General features: G+C 38.2%; 24 protein-coding genes. 13 read left to right on the plus strand and 11 right to left on the minus strand.

The features are described from left to right. The first annotated feature begins 991 nt into the window (after positions 1-991). Together H5089_RS16605 and H5089_RS16610 are read left to right on the plus strand one after the other, a co-directional pair. Complete coding sequence (locus tag H5089_RS16605) at positions 992-2,185, plus strand: outer membrane beta-barrel protein (RefSeq protein ID WP_182712671.1); 1,194 nt, start codon at positions 992-994, stop codon at positions 2,183-2,185. Continuing rightward, positions 2,185-2,646 carry a hypothetical protein gene (locus H5089_RS16610; RefSeq protein ID WP_024597417.1) on the plus strand — a complete coding sequence of 154 codons (462 nt, stop codon included), beginning with the start codon at positions 2,185-2,187 and terminating at the stop codon, positions 2,644-2,646. The genes H5089_RS16605 and H5089_RS16610 overlap by 1 nt, the downstream gene beginning before the upstream one ends. 40 nt (positions 2,647-2,686) lie before the next feature. Here H5089_RS16610 and H5089_RS16615 read toward each other — a convergent pair whose 3' ends face one another. Then, positions 2,687-4,780 (minus strand): bifunctional diguanylate cyclase/phosphodiesterase, encoded by a 2,094-nt coding sequence (locus tag H5089_RS16615; protein WP_182712672.1) that lies wholly within the window; start codon positions 4,778-4,780, stop codon positions 2,687-2,689. A gap of 259 nt (positions 4,781-5,039) precedes the next feature. Here H5089_RS16615 and H5089_RS16620 point away from each other — a divergent pair, with 259 nt between their 5' ends. The 8 genes from H5089_RS16620 to H5089_RS16655 all read left to right on the plus strand — a co-directional run bounded on the left by H5089_RS16620 (position 5,040) and on the right by H5089_RS16655 (position 11,064). Continuing rightward, positions 5,040-5,972, plus strand: coding sequence for a CHAD domain-containing protein (locus H5089_RS16620; RefSeq protein WP_182712673.1), 933 nt, complete (start codon positions 5,040-5,042; stop codon positions 5,970-5,972). 26 nt (positions 5,973-5,998) lie between these two features. Beyond that, positions 5,999-6,898, plus strand: coding sequence for a DUF350 domain-containing protein (locus H5089_RS16625; RefSeq protein ID WP_182712674.1), 900 nt, complete (start codon positions 5,999-6,001; stop codon positions 6,896-6,898). Between the two features lie 3 nt (positions 6,899-6,901). Then, positions 6,902-8,623: a polyamine aminopropyltransferase gene (locus H5089_RS16630; RefSeq protein ID WP_182712675.1), complete on the plus strand. Its 1,722-nt coding sequence runs from the start codon at positions 6,902-6,904 to the stop codon at positions 8,621-8,623. A gap of 79 nt (positions 8,624-8,702) precedes the next feature. After that, positions 8,703-9,116 (plus strand): YjfI family protein, encoded by a 414-nt coding sequence (locus H5089_RS16635; RefSeq protein WP_004335098.1) that lies wholly within the window; start codon positions 8,703-8,705, stop codon positions 9,114-9,116. A 24-nt stretch (positions 9,117-9,140) separates the two neighbouring features. Then, positions 9,141-9,833 carry a PspA/IM30 family protein gene (locus H5089_RS16640; RefSeq protein ID WP_004335088.1) on the plus strand — a complete coding sequence of 231 codons (693 nt, stop codon included), beginning with the start codon at positions 9,141-9,143 and terminating at the stop codon, positions 9,831-9,833. Positions 9,834-9,907: 74 nt separating this feature from the next. Beyond that, entirely contained in the window at positions 9,908-10,546 is a 639-nt protein-coding gene (locus tag H5089_RS16645) for a DUF4178 domain-containing protein (RefSeq protein WP_024597422.1), read from the plus strand. Further along, positions 10,543-10,863, plus strand: a complete 321-nt coding sequence (locus H5089_RS16650) for a hypothetical protein (protein WP_024597423.1) — start codon at positions 10,543-10,545, stop codon at positions 10,861-10,863. The genes H5089_RS16645 and H5089_RS16650 overlap by 4 nt, the downstream gene beginning before the upstream one ends. A gap of 15 nt (positions 10,864-10,878) precedes the next feature. Next, complete coding sequence (locus H5089_RS16655) at positions 10,879-11,064, plus strand: hypothetical protein (RefSeq protein ID WP_024597424.1); 186 nt, start codon at positions 10,879-10,881, stop codon at positions 11,062-11,064. Between the two features lie 29 nt (positions 11,065-11,093). Here the strand turns inward: H5089_RS16655 and H5089_RS16660 are convergent, their stop codons facing one another. From H5089_RS16660 to H5089_RS16680, 5 genes are all read right to left on the minus strand, one after another. Beyond that, entirely contained in the window at positions 11,094-11,495 is a 402-nt protein-coding gene (locus H5089_RS16660; protein WP_024597425.1) for a hypothetical protein, read from the minus strand. Positions 11,496-11,505: 10 nt separating this feature from the next. Continuing rightward, on the minus strand, positions 11,506-12,039 hold the full coding sequence (locus tag H5089_RS16665; RefSeq protein WP_182696302.1) for a hypothetical protein: 534 nt from the start codon (positions 12,037-12,039) through the stop codon (positions 11,506-11,508). A gap of 109 nt (positions 12,040-12,148) precedes the next feature. Further along, positions 12,149-13,525: an aspartate ammonia-lyase gene (locus tag H5089_RS16670; RefSeq protein ID WP_182712676.1), complete on the minus strand. Its 1,377-nt coding sequence runs from the start codon at positions 13,523-13,525 to the stop codon at positions 12,149-12,151. Positions 13,526-13,536: 11 nt separating this feature from the next. Then, positions 13,537-13,902: a hypothetical protein gene (locus H5089_RS16675; protein ID WP_223231703.1), complete on the minus strand. Its 366-nt coding sequence runs from the start codon at positions 13,900-13,902 to the stop codon at positions 13,537-13,539. A 101-nt stretch (positions 13,903-14,003) separates the two neighbouring features. Continuing rightward, the gene (locus H5089_RS16680) at positions 14,004-14,189 is read right to left on the minus strand and encodes a hypothetical protein (RefSeq protein ID WP_010554833.1); all 186 of its coding nucleotides are present in this window, start codon (positions 14,187-14,189) and stop codon (positions 14,004-14,006) included. 200 nt (positions 14,190-14,389) lie between these two features. On the opposite strand from H5089_RS16680, the gene H5089_RS16685 reads away from it, so the two are divergent. Beyond that, positions 14,390-14,980: a DUF938 domain-containing protein gene (locus H5089_RS16685; RefSeq protein ID WP_182712677.1), complete on the plus strand. Its 591-nt coding sequence runs from the start codon at positions 14,390-14,392 to the stop codon at positions 14,978-14,980. On the opposite strand, the gene H5089_RS16690 is transcribed toward H5089_RS16685, so the two are convergent. From H5089_RS16690 to H5089_RS16705, 4 genes are all read right to left on the minus strand, one after another. Then, entirely contained in the window at positions 14,957-16,096 is a 1,140-nt protein-coding gene (locus tag H5089_RS16690) for a GNAT family N-acetyltransferase (RefSeq protein WP_182712678.1), read from the minus strand. The two genes, H5089_RS16685 and H5089_RS16690, sit on opposite strands and share 24 nt — an antisense overlap. A 6-nt stretch (positions 16,097-16,102) precedes the next feature. After that, a complete protein-coding gene (locus H5089_RS16695; RefSeq protein ID WP_182712679.1) occupies positions 16,103-17,491 on the minus strand; it encodes a carboxylesterase in 1,389 nt (462 codons plus the stop codon). Beyond that, on the minus strand, positions 17,481-20,201 hold the full coding sequence (locus H5089_RS16700; RefSeq protein ID WP_182712680.1) for an ATP-binding protein: 2,721 nt from the start codon (positions 20,199-20,201) through the stop codon (positions 17,481-17,483). Before H5089_RS16700 ends, H5089_RS16695 begins: the two co-directional genes overlap by 11 nt. Positions 20,202-20,273: 72 nt before the next feature. Beyond that, entirely contained in the window at positions 20,274-20,729 is a 456-nt protein-coding gene (locus H5089_RS16705; protein ID WP_076925888.1) for an Lrp/AsnC family transcriptional regulator, read from the minus strand. A 136-nt stretch (positions 20,730-20,865) separates the two neighbouring features. On the opposite strand from H5089_RS16705, the gene H5089_RS16710 reads away from it, so the two are divergent. Together H5089_RS16710 and H5089_RS16715 are read left to right on the plus strand one after the other, a co-directional pair. Further along, positions 20,866-22,035 (plus strand): monodechloroaminopyrrolnitrin synthase PrnB family protein, encoded by a 1,170-nt coding sequence (locus tag H5089_RS16710; protein WP_182712681.1) that lies wholly within the window; start codon positions 20,866-20,868, stop codon positions 22,033-22,035. 1 nt (position 22,036) lies between these two features. After that, complete coding sequence (locus H5089_RS16715; RefSeq protein ID WP_182712682.1) at positions 22,037-23,161, plus strand: aminotransferase class V-fold PLP-dependent enzyme; 1,125 nt, start codon at positions 22,037-22,039, stop codon at positions 23,159-23,161. Here the strand turns inward: H5089_RS16715 and H5089_RS16720 are convergent. Continuing rightward, complete coding sequence (locus tag H5089_RS16720; protein ID WP_024597153.1) at positions 23,145-23,633, minus strand: RNA-binding protein; 489 nt, start codon at positions 23,631-23,633, stop codon at positions 23,145-23,147. The two genes, H5089_RS16715 and H5089_RS16720, sit on opposite strands and share 17 nt — an antisense overlap. Positions 23,634-23,886 lie beyond the last annotated feature (253 nt).

A 23,886-nucleotide genomic window follows, 5' to 3' on the forward strand; every position in this document is an offset into this window, starting at 1 on the left:
CTATGTGAAAGTAGGACATTACCAGGCTTCAAATTGTAGAAAGCCCGAATCTAACGATTCGGGCTTTTTTACGTCTGAAGAAAAGTGAAATGTGCGCAATTAATACACACTCACATCAACACCTAGCACGTAGGTCGGGCGTAGCGACTCTCGACGTTAAAATCACAACAAAACCCCTCAATAACTCAGTCGGCCAATACAGTAGCATTTGCTACGTGACTCTCCACCGCTGTGGGCACCACGACATTTCCAAGCTTCAAATTCTAGAAAGCCCGAATCTAACGATTCGGGCTTTTTTACGTCTGCAGAAAAGTGAAATGCGCACAATTAACACACTTTCACATCAACACCTATCACGTAGGTCGGGCGAGCATAGCGACTCCCGCCGTTAAAATCACAACAAAACCCCTCAATATCTCAGTCGGCCAATACAGTAGCATTTGCTACGTGACTCTGCACCGCTGTAGGTATCGTGACATTACGGAGGCTTCACATTGTAGAAAGCCGGGATTTAACGATTCGGGCTTTTTTACGTCTGCAAAAAAGTAAAGTTTGGGTGGGTTTTTCATATATCGGATTATAATTAAATCAATTACGCTTTATCAAACACCCACATTAAACACTCAATCCTAGTGAACGACATGAATTAAGAATCTGTTTTATCCCCTACTTAGTTGATAAGTATCTATATAAGTATAATTAAGCTCTATCTCAGTAATATTCAAGAGGGGTGAGGTGCTTTTCCATGTAAATAGTATTACCTAGATGCTTAATGTTTTTATAGAACACATATATTGTTCCAACATGTAATTCATTGACTATAATGATTAATCCTAGTTATGACTTTGCTAGCTAAGCTTAGATAGCGGTAAAATGCGCTACTTAAAATAATTAAATAATTGATTATCCGAACAGGTGAGTTATTTCATCGTTAGCATAATTAATCTTCACTGTATTTTGCATAATTCAACAAAGGATTTAATTTTCTCTGATGCGATATAAAATATCTTGGTGCTTACTTTTTACCACTATGCTTATTCATTTTTCTGCTTTTTCTAATGAGTTTGAATTTTCTGGTTATGCTCGAGTTATTGGTGGCTACTTAGACGAAAAAAATGTCGAATATAAGGGATATGAAGACAGTATTAAATTTTCTCCATCTAGTTTAATTGGATTCCAAGGCGAGTATCAATTTGATGATAAGTGGTCTGCAACAGCCCAAGTTTTGCTAAGAAGCAATAATACAACAGCTTCTGATAACTCAGGGTTAGAGTGGTTATATTTAACATATAGGCCAACTGATAATATTCAGATAAAACTCGGAAAATTACGCACACCTTTTTTTACTATGAGTGACTTTTCGGATGTTGGTTTTGCGTACCCATGGATCAATCCACCTCAACAAGTCTACGATACTTATTTATTTAAAACATTTAATGGCATAGATGCTGTTTATAAATTTGGTGCAGAAAACTTTGATTTGAGCTTTGAAGGTTACTATGGTGAAGAGTCGGGTGATATAGGGATTGGCGCCTTAAGAACGGGCTTTGAAGTTGATAACCTTTTAGGGTTCATTGGTAAGATTAATATTGAAAACTTAGAATTTAGAGTTTCCCGTTATAATGGGAATATCAAGCTTGATATTGATGAGATAAGACAGCTAGAAAATGTGCTTAATAGCCTTAATTTTACAAAAAGCGCCAGCTCGGTAAAAACAAAAGGTAGAGCACATGCAAATCAATTTGGCGTAATTTACGACAATTTAGATTATTTTTTTAGAGGTGAATGGGTCCGCATTAAAACTGATTTAGGGATAGTGCCTATAATTCAAAGCTATTATTTAACTGCCGGTGTTAATCATGCTCCTTTTACTTACCACTTAACATTTGCAGATAGCGACGTAGAAACTCGTTCTGCTGAAAATGAAATTCCGTTAGGTATTAATAGCGACTTAGATCAACTTGCATATGGGTACAATCGTATTTTTGATGAATCTACGCCTGACTCAATTAAGAGTTGGACGGTTGGTGTACGCTGGGATGTGTTGCCAAACCTTGCCTTAAAAGCTGAGTTTTCAACCCTAGAAGGCGACGATGTAAAAGACTCGTTTTTTGTTACTCCTGATGACTCTGATTTTGATAAAAAAACTAATCTTTATCTTATTGGTTTGGATTGGGTGTTTTAATGATATTTTTTAAACCTATTAATAACATTAAAAAAATAATGATGCTCTTTGTAGTCGCTAGTAGCCTATTTGGTTTTAGCATTTCAGTTTATGCAGAAAATACAAACCCCTCGAACGTCATTATTGTAGTAAATACCACAGATAAAAACTTATCTTTTAGTAAGCAACAAATTCGCCATATTTATATGGGCGGAGCTATGAGCAGACAATTTAAAGCAGTTAACCTATTTGTCGGCAATCCGCTTAGAATAAATTTTAACACTAGGATGGTAGGTCTTACTGAGTCTAGAATACAAGCTTATTGGGCCCAAATGCGATTCACGGGGCGCAGCAAGCCCCCTGTTGAATTTGAGTCTACAGAAGAGGTTATAGAGTACTTACTAACCGTTGAAGACTCAGTAGCTTACCTTCCAGCAGGAATTACTATACCTAAAGAGCTCACCATAATTGCACTAAATTAAAAGTAAGCCGTTTGCTTAGTAAAAAATCAATTGCACTGAGTTATTTTGAAGTTATTGTTAGTTCTTTAAATAATATTTTCGCTCGTTCAATTGCGTGTGGTAGTTGTGCAATGCACACTGGTTTTGCAAAGTAATAGCCCTGCATTTCATCACTACCATTTGATACTAGGTAGTTAGCTTGGTCGGTTGTTTCAATTCCTTCGCTACATATTTTTAAACCAAGGCGTTGGCCTAAATCGAGTATTGCTTGTAATACTGCAGTGTCTTTTGCTGAGCTTGCATATTGATTTACAAACATTCGATCTATTTTTAATGTATCAATTTCAATTTTAGTAAGGTAACTCAATGAAGAGTAACCTGTGCCAAAGTCATCTAATGCAATTGAGCCTCCCATAACTTTAACTTGATTAAAAAATTGATTCGCGTTTTCAAAATTTTCTAAATAGCTTGATTCTGTTATTTCAAACTGAATATTTGAAATATCGACGCTATGTTCAAGTAGTTTACTTTTTACAGTATGAATGAAGTTATGATCTTTTAAGTCATGGCTTGAAAGATTCATGGAGACGAGCACATTATTCCCCATAAGTTGTTTTAGCATTTGCATATCTTTAAATACTTGTGTGATCACCCATTGAGTAATCGCTTTTATTTTACCTGCTTGTTCCGCTATAGGTATAAACTCACTAGGAGAAACAAAGCCTAGCTCTTTGCTTTGCCATCTTATTAAGGCTTCTAAGCCTTGAGCTTCGCCTGTATTCGACATTTTAAGCTGATAAAATAACTCAAATTCATTTTGCGCTATTGCGTGAGATATTAAGTTAGCGACTTGCGCTTTTCGTTTGTTATCTTCAAGCATTTTATGGTGGAATATTGTATATGCGCCTTTGCCTTTTTCTTTTGATGTGTACATTGCAATATCGGCATTACTGATAAATGTATTTATATCAAATTCAGCTTCTTTGGCACTTGCAATACCAATACTAATACCCGCTGGTACGTCCCACTCATTTATAGTGAATGGCTCTTTCATACCCTCAATGATACTTTCGGCAATATCTATAACAATAGATTGCTCAGTGATATTAGGTAGCATAATTAAAAACTCATCACCGCCTAAGCGTGCAATTATGTCGTTACTACGCAGATAACTTTTCACTTTTTTAGCCACAGCTTGTAAAAGCATATCTCCGGTTTCATGGCCTAGGGTGTCGTTAACGCCCTTAAAGCTATCTACATCAAAGAACATAATCGCAACGTCTTGATCGTTACTTTTACTACTAGCCAGCTCGAGTTTGAGTAGGTCCATAAAAAACATGCGATTAGGTAAACCTGTTAATATATCGTAGTTGGCGAGGCGCTCCATTGAATGCGTTTGTACTAAAAGTTGTGCGGTGTGTTTATGATTGGTTTGAACTTGGGAGTCAATTGTTTGTAGTAATGCATTAATGTCGTTACCAAGTTGAGATACTTCATCATGGCCAGTGACTTGGTATTGAAGCTTATAATTTGTTGATTTTTCAACTTTCTGTGTGAACTTCGAGAGCGCTAAAAGTGGGCTTAATAAACGCTGATATATCCAAAATGAAATAATAATGGTGAGTGCAATAATTAAAACAACAAATGGAGCTGCACTATAAAAAAGGCTAATTTTACTTTCATTCAGTGGCTTTTTAAAGTCTTGCACAATGAGCAAATATCCAATAGGAAACTGCTCCTCCCCAATTGCCTTTAAGGCCACTAGTCCTTCATTGGTTATTGTAACCGCATAAGGTAAATTTTTTGGTTGAATACTTATAAGTTCAGGCTTAAAGCTCTCAAGCTCTAAGTAGTTAGGGTGGACATACGATTGGATTAATTGCCAGTCAGCGTCAAATACATTAACAAACTTAATGTGTTCATATCGATCAAAACCGAGCAATTCGGTGGTTATAGAGAACAAATCAACTTGCTCAGACATAACACGTAATAAGCTATCGGAAATATTTGAAGACATTGCATCTAAGTTTTGTTTAACAGATTGGCGATATAAATCTTCGTGTTCATTAATTGCGAGGAAAAAAACTAAATTTGCGCTAAATATAATTAAAACCGTTGTTATTATAATAAATTTATATCGAATACTATGAAGCATCAAATCTAACCCTTAACCATCATTTAATTATGTTTTAGTTATTATTGTGTAATCAGGCAATCCATAATTACAAAAAAGTTACTTACTACGCCCTTTGTAGCACTAAAAGCTTAACATTGAGAATGCTTTTAAATTCATATACTAAATATAGCTGTTTATTTAATTTTGTACTGACTTACTTTGTTGCAATTTCATTCTTGGTTTAATAAGTGACCTGTGTAAAACTACCTAAGTTAATTTAGTAAATCAGGTGACATGAATGTCGAATATTAAAGCTTGGAAACTTATAAGCCTGTTTTGTTTGTTCGCAGTGCTTATGGGTTGTCAATCTAAAGAAGAGCAGCTGCAACAAACAATTCAAGAGTCTATTAAAAAAGCAGATACAGAGCTGTCACAGCTTGGTACTGCGCTTGATAATGGGAGTGTGCGCAATGCTGTATTACTTAAAGAATATGGCGAGCTCCTTAAAAAACAACAACCAGAGCTTACAAAAGTTGTTGATGTAATTACCCTTGATGCAACGCGCCAAGGTGCACTTTATAGTGGTTTAACACAGCGACTTAAAGATATTAAAGGAACTTACTTAATTCCTCCTTACGAAGATACGTTGCATAGCATTGATTTGTTGCGTGATGCGTCTAAACCTACGCTATTTTCTGATGCGTTAACCGATCCTATTAATATGCTAGCTGATATGTCCAAAGGCACTTTAGCGCGTGTAGGCGCAATTAGTAAGCAAGCTGAAGGTGAGGGTGTTGGTAACCAAATGGTAGGTAACCCTAACTATGGTAACTGGCAAACAAATAGTAATGGTATTAGCTTTTGGCAATGGTACGGCATGTACCGTATTTTAGGCGATGTATTTGACCGTGTTGAATATGGAAGTTGGAGCAAACGCCGAAAGTATAGTTATTACAATGACTATGGCCGTTCGCGTTATTCAAGCCCTAAACAAATTAAAACCCAAAGCGCGCTAGAAACACGCACGCGCCAAACATACCAACGCCAAGGTAAGCAGTTTACAAGCCCTTATGCGAGTAAAAAAACAGGTGCATCCGGTTTAAGCCGTAGTAGTTATACGCCACCAAAAAGCCGCAGTAGTTATTCTCGTTCGAGCAGTTATAGCAATAGCTCAGGATCGGTGCGTGATAGCGGTAGCAGAACCTCTCGTGGCGTGAGCCGTGGTAAGTAAAAGAATAAAGTTGGAGTTAGAATAATATGTATGAATTTAATGGAATAACTATGTGGTCGCTACAAGCATTGGCGATTGATTTTGCAATTATTGTTTTATTATTTGTAAGCCTTAAATATATAAAAGGTTGGGTTTCAAACTTACACGCAAATGATGAAATAACAGAGCGTGATAACTTTGCTTTTGGTATTAGCTTTGCCGCTGGTTTAGTGGCACTGGCGATTGTATTAACAGGTGTAAGTAGTGGTGCTTTTGCTGCAACATTGCAACAAGAAGCACTGCAAATGTTAGCTTACGGCGCATTAGCAATTGTACTTATTAAGTTGGGTCACTTTTTTCAAGATAAAGTAGCGCTTCGTAAAGTAAGCCTGCACGACGAAATAGTTAAAGGTAACGTTACAGCTTCAATAATTGATTTTGGTCATGTTGTTAGCGTTGCAATAGTTATTCGCTCAGCACTTTTATGGGTGGCTACTGATGGCTGGCATGGTCTTCCAATTGTAATTGCTGCCTTTATTATAGGTAGTATTGTATTACTACTTGTTAGCCAGTACCGAGTGCAGTTATTTAAGCGTACAAACAAAAGTGGCGACTGCCTACAACAAGCAATTGTTGATGGTAACTTAGCTGTGGGTATTCGTTACGCTGGATTTTTAATAGGTAGTGCATTAGCTATTACAGCTGCAACGGGAGTTGCGCCATACGCTGCTGATAACATTAATGCGAGTTTACTATACTGGGCTATTAGCGCTGTTGTGAGCCTTGTCGCATTTATTATTTTGCACTTAGTGACAATTAAAATAATTTTATCTGGTTGCGATATTTCCGATGAAGTTAATCGTCAAAAAAATGTAGGTGTAGCAGCTATTTCTGCAGCAGTATCATTTGCTGTAGGTATCACTATGGCAACCTTACTAGGCGCATAATCAGTGTCATCAACCAACACTCCCCCAAGTAAGTCTCGCTTACTTGGGCACGATATATTACTAATTACTGTTATGGCCGTGCTTGCTGGGTGCGGCCTTATTTATGAATACTTACTGTCTCATTATGCGGGCCGTGTACTTGGCTCAGTAGAAAGCGCTATTTACGCCATGATCGGTACTATGATTGTAGCAATGGGCTTAGGCGCTTTTTTAGCGCGTTGGTTTAAAGATGCATTTACCGCTTTTGCTTGGCTAGAAAGCATTATTGCTTTGGTTGGCATGGGCTGCATTTTAGCTATAGCGGGTGTAATAGCTGTAAGTTATTCTCTTCCTCATTTATTTTCGAGCATTTTTAATTTACCCCCAGATGTTGTACTTAATGGTTACGTATTTCAAAAGCTACAAGAGTGGTCACGTTTTCTACCTTATGTTTTTGGTTTAATACTGGGCTTATTTATTGGTATGGAAATACCGCTTATAGCGCGCATTCGTCAGCACGTTTATGGTCGTTTTTTAGAAAACAACGCAGGGACTATTTATGGTGCCGATTATATTGGTGCTGGTATTGGTGCCGCCATTTGGGTAAGTATCATGCTCTCAATGCCTATAATGCAAGCTGCGGCGTGGACGGCGTTATTTAATATCATCGCAGGACTCGCTTTTTTATGGCGTTACCATGCCCATGTACGCTTTGCTAAGGCACTTTTAGTTTGCCATATAGTACTGCTGGCATTGTTTGGCTTTATTTTAGTATTTGGCAGTAGCTGGATGAACAATCTAAGTAATGTTTTATACAAAGATAAAGTAATTTATTCGCAAGCAACCAAATACCAGCACGTAGTTTTAACCGAAAGGTTAAGCAAAAACCAACCTCAGCCAATCACCGATTTATATTTAAATGGGCGTTTGCAGTTCTCAAGTATTGATGAACAAATATATCATTCAATGCTGGTTTACCCTGCAATGCTTGCCTCTAACAGACACGACCGTGTATTAATAATTGGTGGTGGTGACGGGCTTGCACTTAGAGATGTTTTAAAATGGCCTGTGAGTGAAGTAACGCTAATAGATTTAGACGCGCAGCTTCTCAATTTATTTGGTCATAAAGACGGTGACTTTACGCCCCCAGAGCACATCAATAAGCGATTACTACAGCTAAACAATAAATCGATGCAAGACTCGCGAGCCAACATAATTGTGGGTGATGCATTTTTAGAAGTTGAAAAGCTGCTTGATCAATCTAAGCAGTTCGACACTATCTTAATTGATTTACCGGACCCAAATCACCCTGATCTAAATAAAATGTACAGTGACTACTTTTATAATCATGTACGTCAGTTATTAGCACCCGATGGCGCAATGGCGGTTCAATCAACTTCACCTTACCACGCTAAAAAAGCGTTTTTAAGCATTGCTAAAACAGTTAAAGCCGCAGGGTTTGGCTATGTTGAGCAGTATCAGCAAAACATACCTTCGTTTGGGCAGTGGGGCTGGACTATAGCCACTAAAATGGGTCAGTCGGCCAGTGGCCGTATTAATGATGCGACGGCTATGCCTGTGCCATCAAGATGGATTAGTAAAGAATATTTATTGGCAAGTTTTGTATTTCCTAACCACTACTTTGAACAAGTTAAAAGTATTGAGGTCAATAGGTTAGGATCTGGTCAGCTTTATGATTACTACCGAACTGCATGGCAAATAGAAAGCGAATTGTATAAAAACTAACAAAACATGGTTGACATAATATGTCGACCATGAGAATCTTAACTCAGACATAATATGTCAAACGACAAAGGGCAGAGACATGGAATTAAATGAACTTTCAATAAAATTAGCTTCTTTTGAAACTGAAGGCGCTAACTTTGAGTCTTTCTTGATTGCCAACCCAGGCGAGCAAGATGTTTTACAAGTCATTGTTGATGGAAATGATGAACTTCCAATTTTTGTTACACAAACGCAAGAGCAGTTGTTATGTATTAGCTACTTGTTTGACGAAGATGAAGTTAAGAGTGAATTACGCAACGAGTTAAACGAAACATTACTACGTTTAAACGTGCCAATTCCACTGAGTGCATTTGCTAAAATCGATAACAAATACGCGATTTTTGGTGCACTGTCGGTAAATTCATCATTAGATGACGTTACCCACGAACTAGTGACATTAGCCGATAACGCTATCGATGCACTAGAAGCCGTGACCTTGTATTTAAACGATTAATAGCCAGTTAGTGGAGTTAAGATTATGAGTATTTTAAAAAAATTATTTACAGCAGTACGTGGCGGCGCTCGTGAAGCAGGCGAAGCAATTGTAGACAAAAATGGCATCCGTATTTTTGAGCAAGAAATTGCAGACGCGCAAAATGCACTTCACCGCGCTAAAAAAAGCCTTACAGAAGTAATGGCTAAAGAAATGCAAACTAAGCGTAAAATTAGCGCTGTAGATGCATCAATCGCGGAACACGAAGCGTATGCAGGCCAAGCTCTTGAAAAGGGCAACGAAGCGTTAGCATTAGAAATTGCAGAAAAAATTGGTGACTTTGAAGCTGAAAAAGCCGAAAACGAGCAAGTATTATCTGGCTTTAGTAACCATATTGTTGCGCTTAAGCAGCAAGTTAAAGATGCTGAAAAATCGATTAAAGAGAATCAACGCCAGCTTACAATGGTTAAAACCACTGAAAGCGTACAGCAAGCAACAATGGCTGTTAACAGCACGCTTAATACAAACAGCTCGTCTATGACATCGGCTCGTCAATCGCTTGAACGTATTAAACAGCGTCAACAAGATCGTAGCGACCAGCTAGGTGCTGCAAAGCAACTTGAGTCAGACGTAAATGGCGATGACTTAAAAGCAAAAATGGCTGAAGCAGGCATTGGCGACACAAGTCCAAAAAGTGCTGATATTTTAGCTCGCATCAAAGCGAAGCAAAATAGCTAACCATTACGTTTATACTTTAAAAAGGTAACCGAGTTTTGCTCAGTTACCTTTTTTGCTTAGAAGGCAGCCTTCCTATGTTTAATTTTTTCAAATCTAAAAAAGAGCCAGAGCGTCAGCTTAATCATCCGAGCGAGCTTAAAAAAGGCGACATGTTTAGCGTTATCGACTCATTTGCTTATCCGGCATGGTTAAAAGGTGAAACGCTACGTGTTACTGATATTCAGACTTACCAATATCAGCACAGCAGCGATACTGAATTTGTACTTGAGACAAATAGCGGCCAAGTTGTATTTTTACAAATTGAGCAAGATGACGGCGAAGAGTGGGCTAACTTTTCTATTAAAATTCAGCGAAACGAAGTTGAAGAGATATTTGGCCTTGATGAGTTTGCGCGTATTTTTGATGAAGAGTCGTTAACCCACATTACAGTGCAAAATACACCAGAGCGCTTTATGCAGTTTTTAGCTAAAAGCTATCAACAAAGCGAGTCGCCTTATGTGTGTTATTTCCATAATAAAGATTACCGCAACCAAACTTTGCCTCGTTATGAGCAAGAAGGTGGTGAGCCATGTGAAATGATTTGTTTAGCATCAGATAATGAAGGCTTTGGTTTAAATATCGAAATTTGGGATGGCGGCGAAACCGAAGTATCGCTAACGCTCATGCGTCCAATGTCTGATATTGTAGACTTGTTTCCCGGAGATGCTAAGTGAGTGATGCTAAAGACAAGTGGTTACGTCAGGAACAAGCTGTACGTGCCACACAAATGGCATTTGATCTAAGCAGTGAAGTTCAAAAGCTGATAAAAAAGCAAGCTATTGACCAAGAGTTAACGCCGTCAGATATGATCCGTAAAATACTTGGCTTAGATGTAAAGTCTAAAAAAACGCGTCAACGTTTATCGTTTAATTTAAATGATGATGAGATTGCGCAACTAGCCAGTCGCTTTGATGTCCCAAGTGATGATAAGCGAGCCGTAAAACAACAAGTAGCTGACTTACTAATTGCTCACACTAAAAAAACTAAGTAGTTGCACTAGATTATTATGAATATTACTCTAATTGCTTATCTACTTATTTTTGCGTTGTTTGGTACTGCGGCGAGTTATTTTGTACGCTTTATTTATGCATATTGGGTGCTTAAAACAATGCCCATGAAGTACATTATAAAAGCGGGTATTTGCGTAGTACTGGTTGTTGTAATTTCAGCGTTAATTCCGTATTTAGGTTAACGCTGAAATTAGCTTATACGCGACCGTTTTTATTTTATATCAAACGACTGGCATTGGTGATTAATACACAGCGATTGCACTTCAAGTACTGGTGAACAATCGGTTAAGCCTTGTGCTTTATTTTGTATTTTTTCTTGTTTTGTTATTTGTTGAGCAAGCTGTTCTGCTTCTTCTTGAGATGTGTTCAGCGTTGAATAAACAGCATACTTACTCGGTCCGCCGCATGCGCGGGCGCCCACTTCAAGTACTTTGCACTGAAAGCTTGCAGTGCAGCTGTTATTACTCACCATGTTATTCAGATCATAGTTTAAGTCAGATAAGTTTTTACTTTGCTCATTTGACGTCACAGTACTAGCACAACCACTTAGTAGTAAAATGCTGCTAGCAATGCTTAAAATTGATAGTTTAATTGCCGATGGTAAACAACTCATAACGTTATCCTTAAAATGCACTTACCGCTGAACCTTCAAGTTTAACACATTTATTTTCAACACACTGCGTGCTTGGCGTTGTTAAATGCTGACAAATGCTCATCATCCCTTTTTGTGAATTATAACTACTTTCAAGCTTAGTAATTTTGTCGCTAAGGGCTGCTACTTGTTTTTCAGACGCTGATTTTGTTGAATACACAACAAAGCTACTTGGCCCGCCACACGCGCGACTGCCTACTGCACTTATTCTGCATTGAGTGCTGGTATCACATTGCTTATCTGTAATTAGCGTATTTAATTCGGCTTTAGCTGTTTTTATATCGTCTATTGAAACGTTTTTTAAATCAGCTTTTGGTATTTTTTCAGCAACTACGTTCTTTTTAGTATTTTCTTGTAATTGAGTGTTTTCTTTTAGCTTTTGTAGCTCTTGCTTTGGTGCTTCAGCTTCTGAGGTTATTGTTACTTGCTGCGTTTCAGTTGGCGTTTTATCTAAGCATGCAGTTAAACAAAGTGGTAAAAGTATGGCTAACAATGGGGTACGCATAACAAACCTTGATAGTGATGAAATATTCATCACTATCATACACGGTGCATTTTTTACGGCAATAAAAACTATATTATCAAGTAATTAAAGCCGTGAAAAATATCGTTTATTAAAGTCCCCCCTGCGTTAGTTTGGTGGGATTAAGTAGCTTTTCGAGTTCACTGCGTGGTAAATCGGTTTCTTGTTCGGCTACATCAATAATAGGGCGGGCTTCCTTATAAGCCTGCTTTGCTATTTTTGCTGCTTTTTCATAACCGATCACCGGATTGAGCGCAGTCACTAAAATTGGATTTTTAGCGAGTGCTTTATCTATATTAGGCTTATTTACTTTAAAGCTGGCAATGGCTTTATCGCCCAATGCTTGTGCGCTATTGGCAAGTAATTCTATGCTTTGCAAAATATTATACGCAATGACTGGCAGCATAACGTTTAGCTCAAAATTACCCGCTTGGCCTGCTACTGTAATGGTCGCGTCGTTACCGATTACTTGTGCGCTTACCATGGCTGCGGCTTCTGGTATTACCGGATTTACCTTGCCAGGCATAATAGACGAGCCCGGTTGAAGTGCTTCTAGCTCTATTTCGCCTAAGCCCGCAAGTGGTCCTGAGTTCATCCAGCGTAGGTCGTTCGCTATTTTCATTTGTGCTACAGCGAGTACTTTTAATTGCCCCGAAAGCGCTACTATGGCGTCTTGTGAGCCGATGTTATAAAAAAAGTTACTACTAGGCGTAAATCTAATGCCTACATTGGCACTCAGGTTTTCTGCAAATTTGGCTGCAAACTTAGGGTCTGCATTTATTCCTGTTCCAACAGCTGTACCGCCTTGTGCCAGTTCGCATACACGCTCTAAGCTATGTCTAATTCCTGCTGCGGCATGGTTAACTTGTGACTGCCATGCACTTAGTGTTTGATCAAATGTAACAGGCATTGCATCCATTAAATGCGTACGGCCCGTTTTAACTATATGGCCTACTTCAGCTTTTTTCTTTTCTAGGCTTTGCGATAAGTTTTCAAGCGAAGGAAGTAATTCATACACTACATTTATTGCGCTACTGAGTGCGATAGCAGTAGGGACTACATCGTTAGAACTTTGCCCCATGTTTACATCATCATTAGGGTGAATGCTTTCACTGCCTAATCGGCTAGCAAGCGTTGCAATAACTTCGTTGGCATTCATATTTGAGCTTGTGCCCGAACCGGTTTGAAAAATATCAACGGGGAAATGCTCAACATGCTCGCCATCAATAATACTTTGACAAGCTTGCTCAATAGCACTTGCTTTGTCTTTACTTAAATGGCCAAGCTCGCAGTTACTTTGCGCAGCAGCTTGTTTTATATAAGCCAGTGCAGTGATAAATTGCTTTGGCATAGATAAGCCACTAATGGCAAAGTTATTAACTGCTCGTTGTGTTTGCGCCTGATAGAGCGCATCAGTAGGTACTTGTAGCTCGCCCATGCTGTCTGATTCTGTTCTAAAGTTGCTCATAAGTGTGCTCCTTAAAAAGGGTTGAATTCGTGACTAAGAATACGAGCTTCACGCTCAAGTATTAAAAATTGTGCAGTATTGTTATGCACCTTATAAAACCGTTTTAATGCTAATAATGGTTTGTATAGCTGCTCTAAACATTGTTTACGAATAGCATTATGTATAAGAGGGTCGCACATTTTGTTCATAATTTCATGGTGTGTGCGCCTAAGATAAAACTCTTGAAGCAAGGGATTATGTTGTTGCTCAAATTTTTTGGCGACGTTAAGGGCGGTTTCTATGTAATCGGCAACGAGCATGGGTGCATGCAGGCCAGGTCTTAAGCAATGACAAGAGAGTTCTTGATGGTAACGATGCTGGGCATAATTTGAAGACATAAAAAAACCGATTCAAGTTAACGATAATAGTTATCATTACATTTAATCGGTTTCAGTGTAAACAGTTATTATAAAAATTATTTGCGATACTAATTTGAGTATTAATTGTAGCCAAGAATAAATATCTGATCTGTTTCATGTTTGGTCATCGCCTGTTGATTATGTTTAGGGTGCGAAAGTAAATCGATTACTGTAGCTCTCATATCAACGGCGTAACTATGATCGTCGGTGGTTTTTTCGGTTATAGCAATGGCCGCGTCTACAGCGGTATAAGGGGGTATATGCATAATTTTATCCTTTGAAATTTAATATAAGTTAAACCCTTTAGTGGGTTAACAATATAAAAGCATATTACGTACCAACCATAATGAACCAGCTCAACCATATGATAGTTATAGTATTTAAAAATTAGCTTTTTTTCATCACGACAAAATAAGCTAAATTTGCTTTACTGTTGTGCATTAATCTACAATTTTGGTGCACAGTAATGACAAAGCCATTTTCACAAGCCTGTGAAAACAATAAAACCTCTATTTTAGAGCAATTAAAGGACGTATTAAAAAATACTAAAACAGTACTCGAAGTCGGATCAGGAACAGGCCAACATAGTGTGTTTTTTGCAGAGCAATTACCACATTTACAATGGCATACAAGTGATCGCGCTATAAACCACGAAGGGATTAATTTATGGCACCGCGAAGCTAATTTAACTAATTTACATGCACCACTTGAGCTTGATTTAAATAATGAATGGCCTGTAGATAAGGTTGACGCTATTTATACTGCAAACACATTTCATATTGTAAATTGGCAATTAGTTGAACGTTTTTTTGATGGTGTTAAACGTCACTTAAATAGCGACGGTATGTTGTGTATTTACGGACCATTTAAGTACCAAGGTGAATTTACCAGCCCAAGTAATGATGACTTTAGTGCCTTTTTAACAGAGCGCGATCCGTTAAGTGGAATAAGAGATTTTGAAGCAGTTGAACAACTAGCTAAGCAAGCAGGGCTTACGCTTATTAGCGATACTGCCATGCCTGCAAATAATCAGTTACTCGTTTTTAAACGGCAGTAATGAGCTACATTGCTCTTTATATATATCAATATGGCCGCGTTCACGCTTTAAGTAGTCGCTTATTGCATTACTGAAATCGCTATCAACAATATGGTGAGCAGAGTAGGTAAGTACGGGTTCAAATCCGCGTGCTATTTTGTGCTCACCTTGTGCTCCCGAATGAAAGCAGCTGAGTTTATGCTTTATTGCAAACTCAATACCTTGGTAATAGCACAGCTCAAAGTGAAGCGAATCTACTTCCTCACTTGCTCCCCAGTAGCGCCCATAAAGTGTATTCTCACCTACTAAACTAAGTGTTGCAGCAATCACGTTGTCGTCTTTTTTGGCCAGCATAATAACGAGGTTATTAGCCATTAATGCATGTAAAAGCGTAAAAAACTCCATATTTAAATAGCCCAAATGACCAGATCGCTTTAAGTAGGTACGCTGATAAAACTCACAAAACAATTGCATTATCTCGGGCGTAATTTGCGTTCCTTGCAGCCATTCAATATCAATATTTTGTTGCGCTATTTTAGCTCGCTCTTTTTTAAGTGACTTACGTTTTCGTGAGTTAAGTATTTGCAAAAAATCGTCAAAGGTTTCAAAACCTTTATTAAACCACTGAAATTGCACACCCACTCTTAGCATGGCATGTTGCTCAGTTAATGATGTTGCTTGGGCTTGGTCGCAAAAATTAACATGCCACCCCGACCACCTTTGCTCAGCACTGTGTATATTAAGTTGCTCTGTAATGTACTGATACACCGCATTTGGATTCGCGTGCTCGATAGCAATACGCTTGCCTTCAATAGGGCTAAAGGGAATGCCAGATAGCCATTTGGGATAATATTCTAAACCGTGTTTTTCGTATGCCTCAGCCCATGCCCAGTCAAATACGTACTCGCCGTATGAATGACTTTTTAAATACCCAGGTGCAAGCGCAATGAGCGTATCATCTTCAAAAATAGCGAGGTGATGGGGCTGCCAACCGCTTTTTTGTGTTACGCATTGGCTTTGTTCAAGGGCATATAAAAAAGCATGTTGAGTAAATGGTTCATCACCAAATAAACGTTGCCACTGCGCCTGAACAATCTCATTAATACTGCTAAACCATTGGTGCGAAAACGTTCCCATGACTACTTACCTTGTAGTTGTTCTAAGCTGTTCTACGTTTTTAATAAACGTACTAATTTGCTTTTTAAGCTCGGTAAAATGAGGATTATAAGTTAAGCGTTGTAAAGCCGGATAGTGTTTTAAGTTGGCGCTTGTGCGCTCTCCTAGTTGTGGATTTTTTGTTGTTTTACATGTTTTGTACAGGGACTCGTCGTTAATAAAGCTGCCACAATTACGATAGGTTGCGTTAATCCCATAATGTGGATTTTGCGGTGAGTTAACAATAGCAATATGCGATATACCATGAACTTTTTTACACTGAGGCGATGTGCATTGCGGGTTATTTACTGTGTAGTCACTAGCAAAGTCTGGCGGTAAAATATCAGTGCTTCCATAAAGTACTAAAGTATCGAGCGGCTTATATTTTACTGAATTATCTTTGTGTAACGCACTTAATAATTTTAGCGTGGCACGCGTATCTATCGTGGTATCAATATCGCTAAGTACACTAAAAATAGGTAATTTAAGTGCAGAGCGTTTGTTTAAGCTACTTACGCTTGCAAGTGACATAGCATAGTACGACGCGGCAGCTGCATTTAAAGGAAATGATTCATACTTAGCAAAGTCTACATCGGCGTCTTTATCTATCCAATTAACAAAGGGTATGTCATCAATCCACTTTGCTATCCAGCCGTACTTATTATGTGGCTCGGAGCCTGGCGAATAAAGCATAAGCGCTTTAATTTTGGGTGAAACAGTGTGCTTGGTTGCGTAATAAATAAGTAACGCTGCACCGGTAGAGTAACCTGCGAGTATCACCTCATCAAAGTCTTGCACCGAGCGTTTAATACCGTATTTTATTGCCTGTTGCCATTGGCTAACCTCTACACTGAGTAATGCACTTGCGGCGCTTCCATGTCCTGGTAATAAAATAGTACGCACAGTATAGCCTTGTTGATAATACACTTGTGCTAAATCGTGATACGTAAAGGGTGAGTCAGTTAGCCCGTGAATTAGTAGTGCAACTTTATTGCTGTTTGGATGCGTAAGCTCAAAAGGGGCAATAATATCTGCAATAGTAGGGTCAGGTTTTCGCGTACCTTGTGTTACTAATTGCTGGTACGTTTGTGTAATAACAGGGCATGGCATATCTGCACGTGGATTGGTTTTATTTATATGTTTATATGCAAAATCTAAGTAATCGTTAAATGGTAAAAGTGCGTGGTAATTAAAGCGCTGGTGGTTGTGCTCTTTTTCAAAGCGTAATAAGCCTTGTTGCTTACTTTTTGTTATAAATTTAAAGTCGCTCGCCTGCGAGATACAGTTTTGAGCGACAGCAATATGCGAAAAAACACTTAAAACAAAACCAAAAGCGACTCTTAAAACTATTCTTAAAATTAAACCACTATTGTTCATTAACTTCTGCATATTGGACAAGACACTCGGTTAGCTTAATGAGTTCAAGCGGTTTTGCAAGGTGCTGGTTAAATCCAACGGCTTGTGCATGTGCTTTATCCTCTGGCATAACGTCGGCAGTTAAAGCAATAATCGGGAGCTCTTGTTCAGTTTTAAACTGGCGGATCAGTGCCGTTGCTCTATAGCCATCCATTACAGGCATTTGGCAATCCATAAGCACTAAGTCAAAATGCTGCTTTTTAACTATATCAACGGCCAGTTCGCCATTTTCTACTATATACGGCACAATTCCTAATGAGCCAAGCATCGCTTTAATAACCATTTGATTTACTGGGTTATCCTCTGCGACCAAAATATCTAGCGAAGTAATATTAGTATTATCAAATGTAATAACATGTTCTTTTTTAGGTTCTGTTGTTTCTAATCGCATTGAAAATGTAAAAGTAGAGCCTTTATTTATTTCACTTTTAAGTGTTATATCAGCCCCCATTAATTGGCTTAACTCTTTCGCTATGGTTAAGCCAAGGCCTGTACCACCAAACTGCCTTGAGGTAGAACTATCCGCTTGGGTAAATGCGTTAAATAATTTTTTATGTTGGCTTGGTTTTATACCTATGCCGGTATCACTAACGGTTATAACTAGCTGTACTTTATTGGCGGCGGTAAACTCTGTTTCTATGTTTAAAGTAACGCTGCCTTGGCTTGTAAATTTAATCGCGTTGCTACATAAATTAAGTAATATTTGCTCAATTCGCATAGGATCACCAATAAACCAGGTATCAACAGGTAGCTTTGAATTAACTTGCCATTTAATACCTTTGTTAACTGCGCTTTGCTCAAACATGTTGTTTATACGTGTTATTAAAGCACCTAAGTCGAATGCAATAGATTCAATAACTAACTTTTGGGATTCTATTTTTGATATATCAAGAATGTCATTAATTAAGTTTAATAAGCTTTTAGATGCTGAGTTTATTTTATCTAAATAGCCAATGAGTGTATTTGCATTGTCTTTTTCTCTAGCAAGTGAAGAAAAACCAATAACGGCGTTTAATGGTGTTCGTATTTCGTGGCTCATATTCGCTAAAAATTGGCTTTTAGCCTGATTAGCTAAATCGGACTGCTTCTTTGCTTGTGCGAGTGAGTGAGTACGCTCTGCAACTTGACGTGTAAGTGCGATTTGTTGCTGATTAAACAGCAGTAAAACCATTAAAATTAAAGAACATACGGCAACTTGAAGTATGAGTAATAATAAAGTTAGTTGACTATTATGTTGTGTTAAAAAGCTTTCTTTAAGGGCTAGTTTTACAATCCATTTTTGCCCTGCAAAGTCCACATCAAACGACATTAAGCGGCTGCCTTTAGCTTGCTGAACATTTTGAGAGTAATTACTATAAAACGGCGGAGTGTTTGTATCTTCGTATATACCAATCGAAAACATATCAGACTGTTCTTTAGAAATTGCCTGCTCAATAATACTACGCACTAAAAATACACCAGTGGCATAGCCTTTAATTGTTTTTTCATCACTATGCTGGGAGTACACAGGGGCAAATAATAAATAGGCTGGTTTAGGTTGTTTGGTTTGCACTAACTGAATTATTTTAGTTCCTACTGGCATGTACTTTATAGCGGGGTTAAGCAGAGAGCTTTTTCGATCAGGGTTTGAAAATACATTAAAGCCAATAGCTTTTTGATTACCATTAAAAGGAGCTATGTATTTTACTATCACAAGGGGATCGCTACTTTCAAGAGGTTCGCCAACTACATCAATATCTAAATGATAAATGTTTGATATTTCTTGGGCAAAGACGTCGCGTTGATCTTGAGGTATTTTTGCGTTCCACGATAAGGCGTTAATAAATGCGTGCTGAGTTAGTAACTGGCTAGCATAAGAATAAAAATCTTGCTGGCTTAGCATGGGAGATGACTGTACCTGACTTGCTAGGCTCTGCACTGCAATAATACTACGATTTGTATATCTATAAAGGCTGTTTTCTATAACATGGACTTCACGTTCAGCAATTTTAATAGTGTTTATACGATTTTCTTGATCGTATAACTGCGTTGTTACCGCGACTGATAAAAATAAAATAGAGCATACTGCAATTGTCGGAAACGCCGATATATTATGTTGATTAGACTTTTGTGGTAATAAAGAAAGTAAAAGCGGAGTCGCAATTAATACTCCTAATGTATCACCAAGCCACCAGTAAGTAACATTCTTCCAATGATTATCAACACTGTAAACCGAGTTGAATTGGCTTAAGGCAAATACGCCAAAGTTAGCCGAAATTAAGCTGACCAATATTGCTATGACAAGGATAAAGTAAATTATATTTTTGCGCTTTTTAAAGCGCAGCGGGTGCCCAAGCCAATACTTTAAAAGAGCTGCGCCGACCATTGCCTGTATAACAACACCAAAGGCGATATACATAGCCTCGTTAAATGAGTTACCGACCAGGACTAGCTCATGAGCTGAACTATCAAAAATATTTAAATTAAATGCAATTGCAGCTACAAATAAAGGCGGGATAAAGCGCCACCACCAAATATAACAACCGACCAAAGCTATACCAGCAGGTAACCAAATTGGAATTATTTGCGAATTAAAAGCAAGTTTAGTGAGTGCTATACCTACTAAAAAATATGCTAAAGCAAACATGATGTAAAAAATAATAGAATGATTTTTAGAGTTAAAATTTTTCACATAAGGTCCAAGCAATTATTATTATCGTTTTGAAATATCAGTATAGCTAACAGTAAGTTATTTGGGTTATTTTTATAATGGTAACTGTTTTTTGCTAAATGATTGTTTAAGCACAACTGTTGATTCTATATTTGCGATACAACTTAAGCCACCTAGTTGATGTTTTACAAATGTTTCGTAGCTCTCAAGATCATGTGCAATTATTTTTAATAAATAATCATAGCTCCCTGATATTACACAACACTCTAATACATGTGGTAATTTTTCTACATGTTGCTCAAATTGCTCTGCAGCACTTACCGAGTTTTGGCTTAATCGCACAAACGCATATACCAACACATTAAGGTTAAGTGCTTTAGGGTTTATGGCGGCGTGGTAGCCGGTAATAATGTTTTCTTGCTCTAACTTTTTTATACGTCTTAGGCAAGGTGTATCCGATAGGTTAATACTACTGGCCAAGTCTGAAACCGACATACGAGCTTGGCTTTGCAGTGCAACGAGTAATTGCTGATCTTTTTTATCTAACATAGTTGTCGGCTTTTATTAATTATTTTTATATTTGTAGTGATTATTGCTAAGTATTGCAGTTTTTACTAATTTTTTTGGCGTTTTACCCTCATTGAACTCTGTTAGCATTTAACTATAAAAATAATAGAGCACAACAATGAACACACATACCGCTATTTTCGATCACTGGATACGAACAGAGTTTGTCACTTTAAATAGTGAATTAGAGCAGCTTTATTGGCAGCAAACCGATAAAGCAAATGTAGAAGGGGTAGGCGAGGCCTTAAAGCAACAGTTAGAAAAAGAAGGCAACGTATTAATTAGCAATTTATTAGCCGAGGGAAACACAGATCAAGGCTTTGATAGCGCTTTTGACTTACTCGGTAACGTAGGATTATTTATGGCAGCGTGTAGGCGCCATGAAATTACTGAGCCAAGCAGAGAAACCACTTCACCGCTAATAGAAGCCTCAGCGCTTGCTATGCATATAGGCGCATCTATTGGCGTAACCCCTCGTTTTGCTACCGCCCACTTAACTACTCATAACAAAGCACTTAACGGTATTTATAAACGATTTACCAATTTACCTGATGAAAAGCTGTTTCTTGATTATAACACTCAAGGCATTTTGGCCTACAAACGGGCAAGTGATGCATTATTAAAAATATTGCCGTTAGGTATTTCACATCCCTTGTGTGGTGAGTTATTAAAAGTAGCTAAACAAGCGCTTATAGATGTAATTGAGTCAAACAATGCACTTTATTCTGAGCTCGATACAGATCGCTTTTTTAACTGCGTTCGCCCTTATTATAAACCGTACCGTGTAGGTAAAGAGGTTTACAGAGGGGCAAATGCTGGTGACTTTGCAGGTATTAACGTGATTGATATGCTGTTAGGGCTGTGTAGTGCAAACGAGCCTAGTTACTCGCAAATGCTGGTGGATAAGTTTTTATATATGATGCCAGAGGATCAACAAATCCTGCGAGAAGCCATGCGTATGCAAAGCTTTATGGATGACTTTTTACAAGCAGAGCAATATAAAAATACAGATTGGTTTAAAAGCCACGCAACGTTATTTATCCAAGTGTGTAAATTACATGGCGACACCGCAGTCGGTCATCATAATCAACTGGTTGAAAAGTTTATTGCTCAGCCTTCAAAAAATATGCAACAGCAGCATATGAGCAAGGTAACAGCAAGTGGTCCGCCGCTTAATGTGTTACTTGATTCGCTCGAAAAATTAAGAGATAGGCGAGCCAGTGCCAAACGCGACGATATAAAAACACGTTTTGACGATCTAAATACACTTAAAGAATGGGTTAAATAGCATGCTTAAAAATGATTTTTGTATGGCTGATGGCTGTTATTTACTAAACCACTCGGTAGGGCGTCCTCTTAAAAATACGCAGCAATATTTATCACAGCACTACTTTTTACCGTGGGAGAGCTCAAATAAAGAACCTTGGCAACAATGGCTGCCCGCAGTTGAGCAATTTACTACCGCGCTTGGTAAGTTATTTAATGCGCCTAGTTCGCAGTTTTGTCCTCAGGTTAATTTATCAAGTGGCTTAACAAAATTGCTTATGTCGCATCCACGGCTACAGCAAAAAAATTGTAAAGTGCTTATGGCGCAAAGTGATTTTCCGAGTATGGGTTTTGCAATGCAAAAAGCGTTGCCAAAGTGCGCGCAAATCATATTTATACCTGAGCACGAAAACCTAACTGATATTAGTGTTTGGCAGCGTTATATAACCGCCGACATCGATTTAGTTTTTATAAGTCATGTATATTCAAATACAGGTGTACAGGCGCCTGTGTACGATATTGTAGCTATAAGTAAATTTACCAATAGTTTATCAATAGTTGATGTTGCTCAGTCAGCGGGTGTTATACCGCTTGATTTAAGCGTGCTCGATGCGGACTTTATGATTGGCTCGAGCGTTAAATGGTTATGTGGTGGCCCAGGTGCAGCTTATTTATGGGTTAACAAAAATCAAATAGAGTATTGTGAGCCTAAAGATGTGGGTTGGTTTTCGCATCAAAATCCATTTGAGTTCGATATTAACCACTTTGAATATAACGCCAGTGCGCTCAAGTTTTGGGGTGGCACCCCTTCTGTAGCGCCTTATATTATTGCCGCAAATAGTATTACCTACTTTGCAGAGCTAACAGCTCACAAGGTAAGGGTGCATAACTTAGCGATGCTTACGCTTATTCATGAGCAACTAAGCGAATATGTTGTATCACCTATGAGTGGTGATAAATGCAGCGGGACTGTTATTTTGTTTTTTAACAAGCAGCAAGACCATGTACTTACAGAGCTTAATAAAGCGAAAGTCAGTGTAGATGCTCGCAAATTTGGAATACGAGTATCGCCACATATTTATAATACTCAAGAAGACGTTGCGCAATTTATTTCTATAGTAAAACGAGCGCTTAAGGGTTTTGGCTAAGCTGCTGCTTTCTTTGCTTTAATGACTCTATTTTTTGCTGCGTTTGACTAATTGATGCGTCGTAGGCTTGTTTTAATGAATTTGTTTTAGTTGCGATAGCATCAGCAATAGACGAAGCGCCTAAACGATTGGCCTTATCTTGGGTCATATAATCTATTTGTTGTTTTTTAGCTGCGTATTCTTTTTGGCTTTGTTCAATAGATAGCTCAAGGCGCTTTATTTCACGCTCTATTTGCTGAACCTCTAAGTAGTCATCAACAGAGGTATCGGTAATACCTTTACCGGGCGTAGAGCTTTTATATGCTTCAATTACATTTATATCTTTTAGAGTAATAACTTGTGCATCTTTAGCGCAAGGCGTTTGGCTAAAAGTAGGAACGCCCTTAATTACACACTTATACACTGTTGTACTTTGTGCCAAGGTAAAAAATGGTGCTGCCGCGCAAAATGATAGCAATATGAACCGGATCATAGCTAAACCTAAAAGTGGCTAAAGTTGTGTTAATAATGCCCTAAGTTATTACTAGGCACAATTTGTTTAGTTTTTATAAATTTTAGGCACAAAAAACCACAATCAAGTGGTTTAAATTACGTATGGTCCAGAGGGAGGGATAGACTTGCTTACATCCATGTAATCAATCGCTACGCGACGCTTGCAGCGGCCTAAAATATTCCAGACATTTTGTCGAACCATGTCGAGGGTTCTCACCCTCCCAATTTAGTAT

Origin of the sequence: Pseudoalteromonas sp. SR45-1, from assembly GCF_014163655.1 — a bacterium.
Classification (GTDB): domain Bacteria; phylum Pseudomonadota; class Gammaproteobacteria; order Enterobacterales; family Alteromonadaceae; genus Pseudoalteromonas; species Pseudoalteromonas distincta.